Here is a 12,087-nt window from a genome sequence, read left to right as displayed (position 1 = left end):
CGCGCGTGAGTCCGCATGGTCACCAGGATTCCGTACCGCGTCCGGTGACGCCAGTTCCCCCGCCGACCCGGATGGCCGGGCTCACGGGCGGGCCTCGTGGCCCTCGGCGCCCCTGGTGCGGCGGGCTTCCTTCATCTCGGACTCGTACACGTGCCGCCTGCCCTGGAGCAGCTCGTCGCGCGCCGCCTGCTCCGCGGCGCGCACCCGCGCGTAGTAGTCCTCGTCGTACTCCTCGACGATCTGGAAGGTCCACCGCCCCGGCAGCACGTTGCGCCCGACGAGCTCGGTGCGCAGCCGCTGGGCGATCCCGGCGTGCCCGGCCTTGTCGAACAGGTCGGCGGCGGAGCCGAGGTCGAAGTCGGCCGAGCCGGTGAGCTGGTGGAACGAGTACAGGTGCCCGCGGGCGCGTTCGACGGTCTCCAACGCCTCGCTGAGCTTGCCGACGGCCTCGACGGTCAGGTCGTCCACGCCGTGGGGGCGGCGGTGGGCGGTGTCGGGACCGTCCTCGGGGGAGTTCGCTGTCACGGCGTTTCAGTACCCGGTCGTGAGTGGGGACATGCGGGCAACGAGCGCTGAGGTGCCCGGATCGGTCACGGTGCCCGGCGGTCGAGCAGGCCGCGGGCGCGCACCAGGGCGGCGCGGGCGTCGATCTCGCGGTCGGCCATCAGGTGCCCGCGGGCGAGGCCGACCGCTTCGGCGGCGGAGAGCACCAGGCAGGTGTCGCCGGTGGCGGCGGTCCTGGCGAGCGCGCCGAGCAGGTCGTCGGCGATGACTCGGGCCGCCGCCGTACTCGGCGGGGTGATCAGTGCGGCGAGGGCGGTGTCGACCGCGCGGCGGAGGTCGAGACCGGGGGATGGGGTACCGGGGAAGGGCAGCGCGTCCAGTTGCCGTGTCATGAGTTCTCCCAGGGGTCCGGCGCTTCGTTGAGCCAGTCAGCTGAGATTGCCCGCTCAGGTGGCGGGGGCTGAACTCGGAGCGGCAGGGTCCACTCGTCCGGGTTAAGGACGTTAGATCGAACGGCGCTCGAAAGCCGTCGCCGGGCGGGGCAGCGGCAACGCGGGGGCGTCGAGCAAACCGGCCACGGCGTGGTCGAGCGCGGCGCGCGCGGACGCGGTGTCGGCGGCGGCGATGGCGGCGATGGCGTGGCGGACGTCAGCCACCGGACGGGTGAGCAAGCAGGTCTCCCCCGCGGCCGCCGTCCACGCCAGACCGGCCATCAGATCGGCGACGGCGCCGGGGTTCGCGGGATCGGCCTGCACGCGCTGGACCGCCTCGCGCAGACGCGATCCCGGGCGCACGGGCGTCCGCGCTTGGCGGACAGTGCGCTCCCGCACGGGAAGCGCGGTGGCGGACAGGCGCGGCGACGCCTGGGCCGCGGCGGGGTGGGGTAGCGGCGTCGCCCCGGCGCGGGGTGCGGTGATGGGTGTGGCCATGGGGGTACCTCGATCTCTCCCGGTGAACGCGGATGGGCGACAACGACTACCCCGATCGCGGCGGTGCGAAACCTCGTCCCGGTGTGAGGCGCGACGTCACCAGGGGCCAGTCTGCCAGACCGGCGCAAACCCAGTCGGTCGAACGCGTGTTCGACCACACTGCCCCGCATGTCCGTTCCGTTCCAGGCCTCGCTGCTGGATTCCGGCCCTGGCCTGGGAAATCTCGCCCAGGCGCACCGCACCGAGTTGGCAGGCGGGGCGTGGGTCGACGTCCTGCCCGGGTGGTTACGCGAAGCAGACACGCTGTTCACCACGTTGGTGCAAGACGTCCCGTGGCAGGCGGAACGACGCCGGATGTACGACGCGATCGTCGACGTACCGCGACTGCTGGCGTTCTACCGGGAGGGAATGGCACCACCGGATCCGATGCTGGACGCGGCAAAGGAAGCGCTATCCAGGCATTACCGGATCGTGTTCACCACGGCGGGCCTGTGCCTCTACCGCGACGGCCGCGACAGCGTCGCCTGGCACGGCGACCGCGTCGGCCGCGGGTCCACAGAGGACACCTGCGTCGCCATCGCCTCCCTCGGCGCCACCCGGGTCCTGGCCCTGCGCCCCAGAACCGGCGGCCCCGCCCTGCGCTTCCCCCTCGCCCACGGCGACCTCCTGGTGATGGGCGGCTCCTGCCAACGCACCTGGGACCACGCCGTCCCCAAGTCCACCCGCCCCACCGGCCCCCGGGTCAGCATCCAGTTCCGCCCCCGCGACGTCCTGTAGCCCCGCTGCGACCGGGCTCGACCAACGGGCATGGCCGGATCGGTCCCCGGGGCGCACGCGCACGCCCCTCCAGCGCGGGTCACTCCGCGCGATGGCCTCGACACCGACCGTCGGGCGGGAGTATCTTGAATCCTGATACTGGCTACGGCAACGGGGAGCGCCAAGGGTGGATGCCGGGGATGTGGGGCGGTTGCTGTTCGGGCGGCCGAGCAGGTTGCGGGTGGCGCTGTGGATCCACCAGCACGCCGGGCCGCGGTTCTTCCAGTCGGAGCCGCCGAAGACGGTGATCGCGCAGAGCGCGTGCGGGGTGGAGCTGACCAGGTTGGTGGACCTGGGGATGTTGACCGAGCACCGCGAGCCAGCCAACCGGCGGGTGTACTACGAGCGGACGCGCAGTCCACTGTGGTCGATCATCACCGCCGCGTCGAAGGTGGTGGACCCGGTCGACAAGTGACCGCCGGGCCCACCACCAGAGGTCACTCGGTCGGGGGCGCGCCCTCCGGGGCGGTGCCGTCCTCGCGGCGCGGCGGGACGCCCTGCTGCTGGCCACCCATGCCGCCCTGGCCCATGCCGGGGCCACCGGCGCCGCGCTCGGAGATCGTGGTCACCGTGGCGGTGTCGCCGGACTCGGTGGCGATGATGGTGACCGTGTCGCCCTGCTCGACGGACTGGCGGACGGTCGCGGAGTCGATCGTGTAGGTCTTGGTGTAGCCGTCGGTGCTCTTGGCGGTGACCGAGGTGTCGCTGATCTCGGTGACCTCCCCGGTCTGCAAGAGCCGGGTGCCGTACTTGCCGTCGCCCTCGGACACGGTGAACTCGCCGTGCAGGGCACCGGCAACCCCGCCCGCGCCACCCATGCCGCCGCGGCCGCCACCGGGTCCGCCCATCCCGCCGGGGCCACCCGAGCGCCCGCCCGCGTTGTCGGCGGTGGCGTCGCTGGCGGCGTACACGGCGAACCCGCCACCCGCGGCGATGCCCAGGGCGACCACCCCGGCGACGGCGGACTTCTTCCACGACCACCGCTGCTGCTGGGCGCGCTCCGGAACCGGCGCGCCCCAGGCGGCAGGCTGCTGCTCCGGTTGGGGGGTCTGCTCCGTCATGGTTCCTCCTGGGTCGTCCGCGGCCCGGTGGCCTCGGTAGCACCAACGATCGCGATCGACCCTGTGCGCACGCTGTGCCCCGGGTGGGCGTCCGCTATGACCGCCGGGGACCGACAGGAGGGAATCAGACACAGGTGGTACACAGGATCGGCACAGGTACCGCCCAACCGCGCTCGACAAGATCGGGGGCATGACCGTGAACACCTCCTCGAACACCTCTTCGCGGCCGGAGTTGCGCAGGCCCGACGGCCAGCCGGTGCGCGTGCTCGTCGTCGACGACGAGCCGACGCTGGCCGAGCTGGTGACGCTCGCGCTGCGCTACGAGGGCTGGGACGTGCGCAGCGCGCTGGACGGGTCGAGCGCGGTGCGGGTGGCGCGGGAGTTCAAGCCGGACGCCGTGGTGCTCGACGTGATGCTGCCCGACTTCGACGGCATCGAGGTGCTGCGCAGGCTGCGCGCCGAGGTGGACGGGATGCCGGTGCTGTTCCTGACCGCGAAGGACTCGGTGGAGGACCGGATCGCGGGCCTCACCGCGGGCGGCGACGACTACGTCACCAAGCCGTTCAGCGTCGAGGAGGTCGTGCTGCGGTTGCGCGCGTTGTTGCGCCGCACCGGGGTCACCGAGTCCGGTGGCGGTTCGGCTCTCGTAGTCGGCGACCTCACGCTCGACGAGGACACCCGCGAGGTGTTCCGCGCGGGCGAGTCGGTGACGTTGACGGCGACGGAGTTCGAGCTGCTGCGGTTCCTGATGCGCAACCCGCGCCGGGTGCTGAGCAAGACCCAGATCCTGGACCGGGTGTGGAACTACGACTTCGGCGGCCAGGCCAACATCGTCGAGCTCTACATCTCCTACCTGCGCAAGAAGATCGACGCCGGGCGCGAGCCGATGATCCACACGATGCGGGGCGCGGGTTATGTCCTCAAGCCAGCCGGATGAGCCGCGCGGGGCGATGTCCCTGCGCGCTCGGCTGATCGCCGAGCAGTTGGTGCTGCTGAGCCTGGTGCTGCTGGTGGCCGGTGTGGTGACCGTGTTCGGGTTGCGCGCCTACCTGGTCGACCAGCTCGACACCCAGCTGGCGGGCGCGAGCCAGCGGGCCGCGGACTTCCTGTCCCGCCCGCCGCGGCCGGGGTTCGACCCGAACCGCCCGCCGAGCGGGGCACCGGGGCAGGACCTCGGCACGATCAACGCGGCGCTGCGCGGCGGGCAGGTCATCTCGGCGCAGCGGCAGACCACCGCGGAGGAACCGGAGGACATCCCCACCTCGCTCCACGCCACGCTGGCCGCCCTGCCCGTCGACGGCGGCGCGCGCGACCGCGATCTCGGCGACCTGGGGCAGTACCGGCTGATGGCGGTGTCCACGCAGACCGGGGCCGTCGTGGTGACCGGGCGGCCGCTGGCGACGCTGGAGGCGACGCTGTGGACGGCGGGCCTGGTGCTCGGCGGTGTGTCGCTGATCGGCCTGACCATCGCGGGGGTGGCGGGGGTGTTGATCGTGCGGCGCACGTTGCGGCCGCTGGACCGGATGGCGGCGACCGCGCGCCGGGTGGCCGAGTTGCCGCTTGACCGCGGCGAGGTGGCGCTGTCGGTGCGGGTGCCCAAGGCGGACACCGATCCGCGCACCGAGGTCGGGCAGGTGGGCTCGGCGCTCAACCGGATGCTCGGCCACATCGGCGCGGCGCTCTCGGCCAGGCACGCCAGCGAGACCCGGGTGCGCCAGTTCGTCGCCGACGCCAGCCACGAGCTGCGCACGCCGCTGGCGGCGATCCGCGGGTACGCCGAACTGGCGCGCAGGCGCGGCGACGAGGTGCCGCCGGACGTGGCGCACGCGATCTCCCGGGTGGAGTCCGAGGCGCGCCGGATGACCACGCTGGTGGAGGACCTGCTCCTGTTGGCCCGGCTGGACTCCGGACGTCCGTTGCTCTATGAGACCGTCGACCTGTCCCGGCTCGTGCTCGACACCGTCGGCGACGCGAAGGTCGCTGGTCCGGACCACGCGTGGCGGCTGGAACTGCCCGCCGAACCGGTGCTGGCCGTTGGCGACCAGGCGCGGCTGCACCAGGTGCTGGCGAACCTGCTGGCCAACGGGCGCACGCACACCCCGGCAGGCACGACGATCACGGTGGCGCTGCGGGTGGACGGGCCGGAGGCGGTGCTCTCGGTGGTCGACGACGGCCCCGGCATCCCGGCGGAACTGCTGCCGGAGGTGTTCGAGCGCTTCGCCCGCGGCGACGAGTCGCGCTCGCGCGCCCAGGGCAGCACCGGGCTCGGGCTGGCCATCGTCTCGGCCGTGGTCGCGGCGCACCACGGGTCCGTCGCGGTGAGCAGTTCCCCAGGTCGGACCGCGTTCACCGTCAAGGTCCCGGCGGCGAGCGAGTCGATCGCGGCGGGCATCGGCTGATCACCACGATCGGGTGTCTTTCCGGCGATCACATGGCAAGCCCCGCAACAATTCCGGCGATGTGTTCTCGGCGGAAGGACTTGCGGTGAAAGGTTTTCACAGACTGGGTGTGTCGCTTGTGGTCACCGGTATCGCGTTCGGGACCGCGGTGACCCAGGCGACGGCCACACCCCACGCGAACACGGCACCCGGCACGGCCACGGCGCCCAGCACGAGTGCCGCGCCCCAAACCCCGGCGGCACCCCAGACCCCGGTGGCGCCCCAGACGACCAACGCGACCGGCATCTTCGTCTACTACGAGTTCGACGGCGGCCTCGGCATCGTGAACCCGGACGACGACTGGTGCTACCGGCTCGGTTTCACCGTGCGGCACATGGACAACGAGACCAACCGCACCGCGTTGCTGTTCCCGAACGACGACTGCCTCGGGCTGCCCACCGCGTCGATGCGCCCGTTCTCCACGCAGCCCTCCCCCGGGCTCGTCTCGGTGTTGTTCCGGCGCGGCACCAGCCCCCGCTGCGTCACGGTGAAGACCGCCTCCGACGCGTTCGGGCGGCACTGCAACTGAACGGGTAGCCGTCCCGGCGGGCGCACAGCCCCCGCACAGGCGGCGCACATCCTCGGCCAAGCACGCTGCTCGACCGTGGACGCATGACACTCGTCGCTGACCGGCCGGTGGCCGCCCCCACCCCGGGCACCGCGCGCACCCCGCTGCCGCGCAGGCTCTCCGTCGCCGTCCTGCTCCTCGGTACCGCCGCGCTCTACCTCTGGGACCTCGGCGCCTCCGGGTGGGCCAACGCCTACTACTCGGCCGCCGCGCAGGCGGGTGGGCAGAGCTGGTCGGCCTGGTTCTTCGCCGCCACCGACAGCGCGGGCGGCATCACCGTCGACAAGACCCCGTTCGCGGTCTGGGTGATGGGCGTGTCCGTGCGGGTGTTCGGGCTCAGCTCGTGGAGCGTGCTGGTCCCCCAGGCGCTGGCCGGTGTGGGCTCGGTCTGGTTGCTGTACCTGGCCGTGCGGCGGTGGTCCGGTCACCACGCGGGTCTCGTCGCCGGTTCCGCGTTGGCGCTGACCCCGGTGGCAGCGCTCATGTTCCGGTTCAACAACCCGGACGCGGTTCTGGTCTTGCTGCTCACCGCCGCCGCTTATGCCACGGTTCGCGCGACAGAACGCGCCAGTGTTCGGTGGTTGGTGCTCGCGGGCGCATTCGTGGGTTTTGGCTTCCTCACGAAGATGTTGCAGGCGTTCCTGGTGCTCCCCGCGTTCGGCCTGGTGTATCTGATCGTGGCGCCGACCTCCCTCGGCAAGCGGATCGCGCACCTGGCCGCCGCTGTGGGCGCGGTGGTGGTCGCGGGCGGCTGGTGGGTCGCGGTGGTCGAGCTGATCCCGTCGGGCAGCAGGCCCTACATCGGTGGCTCGCAGTCCGACAGCGTGCTGGAACTCGCATTGGGCTACAACGGTCTCGGCAGGCTCACCGGTGACGAGGTGGGCAGCGTCGGCGGTGGCGCGGGCTGGGGCAGCTCGGGGTGGGCGCGGCTGTTCGGCAGCGAGATGGGCAGCGAGATCGCGTGGTTGCTGCCCGCCGCGCTGCTGGCGCTGGTCGCGGTGGTGTGGTTGACCCGCCGCGCGGACCGGACCGACCGCACCCGGGCCGCGGCGCTGCTGTGGGGCCTGTGGCTGGTGGTGACCGGGGTCGTGTTCAGCCTGATGGACGGCATCATCCACCCGTACTACGCGGTCGCGTTGGCGCCCTCGGTCGCCGCGCTCTTCGGTATCGGCGCGGTCACCGCGTGGCGCAACCGGGCCGATCCGGCGGCGGTCGGGTTCCTGTCGGCGGGTATCGCGGTGACAGCGCTGGAGGCGTGGTTGCTGCTGTCGCACGACAGCGACTGGCTGCCGTGGCTCGCGCCGCTGGTGCTGGTCGGCGGGTTGGCCGCGGCGGCGCTGGTGGTGTTCGTGCCGGTGCTGCCGAAGGTGGCCGGGCGCGCGGTCGCGGTGTTCGCGCTGGTGATCTGCCTTGTGGCGCCGGGGATGTACTCGGTGGCGACCGCCGCGCAGGCGCACTCGGGCGCGTTGCCGTCCGTGGGGCCCGCCAGCTCGGGCGGGCCCGGTCGCGGCATGGGCGGCGGCACAGGTGGCGGCGGTGTGGGCGGTGGTATGGGCGGGCTGCTCGGCGCGCCGACCCCGAGCGCGGAGCTCTCGGCGGCCCTGGCGGCGGGCGCGGACCAGTACACCTGGGCGGCGGCGGTGATCGGGTCCAACAACGCGGCCGGGTACCAGCTCGGGTCGGGTGTCCCGGTGCTGGCGCTGGGCGGGTTCAACGGCACCGACCCCGCGCCCACGCTGGCGGGGTTCCAGCGGATGGTGGCCGACGGCGAGGTGCACTGGTTCATCGACAGCTCGTTCATGCGCGGCTCCTCCGGCAGCGACGACGCGCACGAGATCGCCGACTGGGTCGCACAGAACTACGAACCCACGACCGTCGGCGGCGTCACCCTCTACGACGTGAGCCGCTGAGATGAGCACCACCGCTGTCGTTTGCACAGCTGTCGTTCACCCAGCGAGCATTCACACAGGGCGCGCACAGCCACCGCACACCGACCACCCAGCGCGGCGCCCGATCGTCAACGGCATGACCCCCACCGAGATGGCAGCCGCCGACCCCGAGGTCGAGCGGGCCCTCCCCCAGCAGGTGGCCCGCGGCCCGGTGCACACCTCCGGCCCGGCGCCGGTGCTCGACGTCGTGGTGCCGGTGCACAACGAGGAGCGCGACCTGGAGCCGTGCGTGCGCAGGCTGCACGCGCACCTGCACGCGCACTTCCCTTACCGGTTCCGGATCACCGTCGCCGACAACGCCAGCACCGACGGCACCTGGGCGGTGGCCGAGTCGCTCGCCGGGTCGCTGCCCGGGGTGCGCGCGGTGCGGCTGGAGCAGAAGGGCCGGGGCCGGGCGCTGCACACCACCTGGCTGGGGTCGGACGCCGAGGTCCTCGCCTACATGGACGTCGACCTGTCCACCGACCTCAACGCGCTCTCGCCGCTGGTGGCGCCGCTGATCTCCGGGCACTCCGACGTGGCGATCGGCAGCAGGCTGGCGCGCGGCGCGCGGGTGGTGCGCGGCCCCAAGCGGGAGCTGATCTCGCGGGCCTACAACCTGCTGCTGCGCGGCACCCTGGCGGTGCGCTTCTCCGACGCGCAGTGCGGGTTCAAGGCGATCCGCGCGGACGTGGCCAGGGCGCTGCTGCCGCACGTGGCCGACACCGGCTGGTTCTTCGACACCGAGCTGCTGGTGCTGGCGCAGCGGGCCGGGTCGCGCATCCACGAGGTGCCGGTGGACTGGGTGGACGACCCGGACAGCCGGGTCGACATCGTGCGCACCGCGCTGGCCGACCTGCGCGGCATCGCCCGCCTCGGGCGCGGCTTGGCGACCGGCGGCCTGCCGATCGCCGAGCTGCGCGCGCAACTGGGACGCGGCGCCATCACCAGCGACCCACCGGGTGTCCCACGTGGACTGTTGCGGCAGGTGGTGCGGTTCGCCGCCGTCGGGGTCGTCAGCACGCTGGCGTACCTGGTGCTCTACGTGCTGCTGCGCGGCCAGGTCGGCCCGCAGGCGGCGAACCTGGTGGCGCTGCTGGTGACCGCCGTCGGCAACACCACGGCCAACCGGCGGCTGACCTTCGGCGTGCGCGGGTCCGCGGGCGCCGCTCGGCACCAGTTCCAAGGCCTGCTCGTGTTCGCCCTCGGCCTCGGCCTCACCAGCGGGGCGCTCGCGCTGCTGCACGGGCTCACCGCGCCGAGCGGGCTCACCGAGGTCGCCGTGCTCGTCTCGGCCAACCTGCTGGCCACCGTCCTGCGGTTCCTGCTGCTGCGCGGCTGGGTCTTCCGCCGTCCCACCGAACCCGTCCTGGAGAGCGCGCTGTGAGCACCGTGACGACCAAGACCGCGACGACCGAGTCCGCCGAGACCGCCCCGGCCGTGCCGGGCACCGCCACCGACCCCGTCCGCGCCACGACCACCGCCGCCCGGCGGCCGCGCTGGGAGGTGCCCGCCGCGATCGCGCTGCTGGTCACCACCGCGGTGCTGTACCTGTGGGACCTGAGCGCCTCCGGGATGGCCAACCAGTTCTACGCCGCCGCCGCGCAAGCGGGCACCCAGGACTGGAAGGCGCTGTTCTTCGGCTCCCTGGACGCGGGCAACGCGATCACCGTCGACAAGCCGCCCGCCGCACTGTGGCTGATGGCGCTGTCCGGGCGGGTGCTGGGCTTCTCGTCGTTCAGCATGCTGCTGCCGCAGGCGCTGGCCGGGATCGCGTCGGTGTGGCTGCTCTACCGCGCCGTGCGCCGCTGGTCGGGGCCGGGCGCGGGCCTGCTGGCGGGGGCGGCGCTGGCCGCGACCCCGGTGGCGGCGCTGATGTTCAAGTTCAACAACCCCGACGCGCTGCTGGTGCTGCTGCTGGTCGCGGCCGCCTACTGCACGGTGCGCGCGGCGGAGAAGGCGAGCCCGACCTGGTTGGTGCTGGCCGGCACCGCGATCGGCTTCGGGTTCCTCACCAAGATGCTGCAGGCGTTCCTGGTGCTGCCCGCGTTCGCGTTGGTGTACCTCGTGGTCGCGCCGACCAGCCCGGTGCGCCGGGCGTTGCACGTGCTGGCTGCCGGGGTCGCGGTGGTCGTCGCCGCCGGGTGGTACGTGGTGGTCGCGGACCTGTGGCCCGCCGCGTCGCGCCCGTACATCGGTGGGTCGACCGACAACTCCGTGCTCGACCTCGCCCTCGGCTACAACGGCCTCGGCCGGATCTTCGGTGGCGACGGCAACGGCGGCGGGGGCGGGGGCGGCGGCGGCGGGAACACCGGGTTCGGCGGCGAGACCGGCCTGTTCCGGATGTTCGGCGCCGCGTTCGGCCCCGAGGTGTCCTGGCTGCTGCCCGCCGCGCTGGTCGGGTTGGTCGCCGGGCTGTGGTTCACCCGCCGCGCGCCGCGCACCGACCGCACCCGGGCCGGGTTGCTGCTGTGGGGCGGCTGGACCGTGGTGACTGCGCTGGTGTTCAGCTACATGCAGGGCACCGTCCACCCGTACTACGCGATCGCGCTCGCGCCCGGCATCGCCGGTGTCGTCACGATCTCGGCCGTGGAGCTGTGGCGCGGCCGCGGTCACCTGCCCGCGCGGATCGTGCTGGCGTCGATGGTCGCGCTGACGGCGGGCTGGGCGTTCGTGATGTTGGGTTGGGACGGCACCTGGCTGCCGTGGCTGCGCTGGGTCATCGCGGTCGCCGGTGTGCTGGCCGCGGCGGCGATCGCGACGGGTGTCCACCTGGTGCGCGCGGCGGCGGTGCCGGTCGCGGTGCTGGCGTTGATCGCCTGCCTTGGCGCGACCTCGGTGTACACCGTGGCCACCGCCGCGACCGCGCACAGTGGCTCGATCCCGCTGTCCGGTCCGGTCTCGCAGGGCTCTGGGATGGGCGGCGGCATGGGCGGCGAGAGCGGCTCGGTCAGCCAGGAGCTGGTGACCGCGTTGCAGGAGACGACCGGCCGGTGGGCGGCGGCGAGCACCGGGTCGCAGGGCGCGGCGTCGCTGCAGCTGGCCAGCGGCCGCCCGGTCATGGCGATCGGCGGGTTCAACGGCGGCGACCCGGCACCCACGCTCGCGGAGTTCCAGGCGTACGTCGAGTCCGGACAGGTCCGCTACTACGTCGAGGGCGGCCGGGGCGGCGGCTTCGGCGGCGGCAGCGAGATCGCGAGCTGGGTTCAGGAGAACTTCGCCCAGGTCACGATCGGCGGCCAGACGGTGTACGACCTGGCGGTCCGCGCGGGCTGAGCCCGGCTGGGGTCTTTGGACCTGGGACAGCGGCGTCGGTGCCGCGTAGGCTGCCGTCCACTCGGTTCCGACGCCGCTGGGAGGCTCGCCGTGCTCGACAACGCGAGGGCCTCCCTGCCGTCCTGGTCGCACCGGCAAGGTGGTGGCGGCGATCGCTGAGCACCCGCCCCCACCCCGCGCCGAGCGCCTCGCCGACCGGGCCACCCCGGACGGGGTGGTGCCCCGTCAGGGCCGGTTGACCGGGCACGCCGACCTGAGCACCCGCCCCGACTTCGAGCAGTTGCTGGTGGCGCTGTGCACGCAGGCCACCGGCGATGTCCACTTGGACCTCGCCGAGCTGGACTTCATCGACGTGTCCGGTGTGATCACCCTGCTGCGCGCGGCGGGCACGCTGCCCGGGCGGAGCAGGCTGGTGCTGCGCAACCCCCCGGCGTCCATGCGGCGGATCCTGGAACTACTCGGTCCCGCTGTGGCCGAGGCCGGAGTCACGGTCGACTGACCGCAGGAAGCACCGCCGACAAACTCAGTGGCCGAGGCCGGGGTCACAGTCGACTGACCGCTGACAGC

General features: G+C 73.1%; 13 protein-coding genes. 9 read left to right on the top strand and 4 right to left on the bottom strand.

The genetic code is table 11. The annotated features are described in order from the left end of the window. Window positions 1-81: 81 nt before the first annotated feature. The 3 genes from LV79_RS23540 to LV79_RS23530 all read right to left on the bottom strand — a co-directional run bounded on the left by LV79_RS23540 (window position 82) and on the right by LV79_RS23530 (window position 1,433). Window positions 82-525 carry a hypothetical protein gene (locus LV79_RS23540; protein ID WP_372495416.1) on the bottom strand — a complete coding sequence of 148 codons (444 nt, stop codon included), beginning with the start codon at window positions 523-525 and terminating at the stop codon, window positions 82-84. A gap of 65 nt (window positions 526-590) precedes the next feature. After that, window positions 591-896, bottom strand: a complete 306-nt coding sequence (locus tag LV79_RS23535; protein ID WP_253840333.1) for a hypothetical protein — start codon at window positions 894-896, stop codon at window positions 591-593. A gap of 111 nt (window positions 897-1,007) precedes the next feature. After that, window positions 1,008-1,433, bottom strand: coding sequence for a hypothetical protein (locus tag LV79_RS23530; protein ID WP_253840332.1), 426 nt, complete (start codon window positions 1,431-1,433; stop codon window positions 1,008-1,010). 168 nt (window positions 1,434-1,601) lie between these two features. Between LV79_RS23530 and LV79_RS23525 the strand changes: the two genes are divergently transcribed. Further along, a complete protein-coding gene (locus tag LV79_RS23525) occupies window positions 1,602-2,210 on the top strand; it encodes an alpha-ketoglutarate-dependent dioxygenase AlkB (protein ID WP_253840331.1) in 609 nt (202 codons plus the stop codon). Window positions 2,211-2,376: 166 nt separating this feature from the next. Next, window positions 2,377-2,664, top strand: a complete 288-nt coding sequence (locus LV79_RS23520) for a hypothetical protein (RefSeq protein WP_092780111.1) — start codon at window positions 2,377-2,379, stop codon at window positions 2,662-2,664. A gap of 22 nt (window positions 2,665-2,686) precedes the next feature. Here the strand turns inward: LV79_RS23520 and LV79_RS23515 are convergent, their stop codons facing one another. Continuing rightward, the gene (locus tag LV79_RS23515; protein ID WP_253840330.1) at window positions 2,687-3,310 is read right to left on the bottom strand and encodes a hypothetical protein; all 624 of its coding nucleotides are present in this window, start codon (window positions 3,308-3,310) and stop codon (window positions 2,687-2,689) included. A 190-nt stretch (window positions 3,311-3,500) separates the two neighbouring features. Here LV79_RS23515 and LV79_RS23510 point away from each other — a divergent pair, with 190 nt between their 5' ends. From LV79_RS23510 to LV79_RS23480, 7 genes are all read left to right on the top strand, one after another. After that, window positions 3,501-4,247: a response regulator transcription factor gene (locus LV79_RS23510; protein ID WP_285469900.1), complete on the top strand. Its 747-nt coding sequence runs from the start codon at window positions 3,501-3,503 to the stop codon at window positions 4,245-4,247. Between the two features lie 13 nt (window positions 4,248-4,260). Beyond that, window positions 4,261-5,709 carry a sensor histidine kinase gene (locus tag LV79_RS23505; RefSeq protein ID WP_372495413.1) on the top strand — a complete coding sequence of 483 codons (1,449 nt, stop codon included), beginning with the start codon at window positions 4,261-4,263 and terminating at the stop codon, window positions 5,707-5,709. A 109-nt stretch (window positions 5,710-5,818) separates the two neighbouring features. Continuing rightward, window positions 5,819-6,277, top strand: coding sequence for a hypothetical protein (locus tag LV79_RS23500; RefSeq protein ID WP_253840328.1), 459 nt, complete (start codon window positions 5,819-5,821; stop codon window positions 6,275-6,277). An 83-nt stretch (window positions 6,278-6,360) separates the two neighbouring features. Next, on the top strand, window positions 6,361-8,226 hold the full coding sequence (locus LV79_RS23495; protein WP_253840327.1) for a glycosyltransferase family 39 protein: 1,866 nt from the start codon (window positions 6,361-6,363) through the stop codon (window positions 8,224-8,226). Window positions 8,227-8,356: 130 nt separating this feature from the next. Further along, window positions 8,357-9,631: a bifunctional glycosyltransferase family 2/GtrA family protein gene (locus LV79_RS23490; protein ID WP_253840441.1), complete on the top strand. Its 1,275-nt coding sequence runs from the start codon at window positions 8,357-8,359 to the stop codon at window positions 9,629-9,631. A 53-nt stretch (window positions 9,632-9,684) separates the two neighbouring features. Next, window positions 9,685-11,520: a glycosyltransferase family 39 protein gene (locus LV79_RS23485; protein WP_253840440.1), complete on the top strand. Its 1,836-nt coding sequence runs from the start codon at window positions 9,685-9,687 to the stop codon at window positions 11,518-11,520. Window positions 11,521-11,662: 142 nt separating this feature from the next. Continuing rightward, on the top strand, window positions 11,663-12,019 hold the full coding sequence (locus tag LV79_RS23480; protein WP_253840326.1) for an STAS domain-containing protein: 357 nt from the start codon (window positions 11,663-11,665) through the stop codon (window positions 12,017-12,019). Window positions 12,020-12,087 lie beyond the last annotated feature (68 nt).

This window comes from Actinokineospora globicatena (assembly GCF_024171945.1).
GTDB lineage: Bacteria > Actinomycetota > Actinomycetes > Mycobacteriales > Pseudonocardiaceae > Actinokineospora > Actinokineospora globicatena.
The sequence above is the reverse complement of the archived record's forward strand: the minus strand, read 5'-3'. Positions and strand labels throughout refer to the sequence as shown.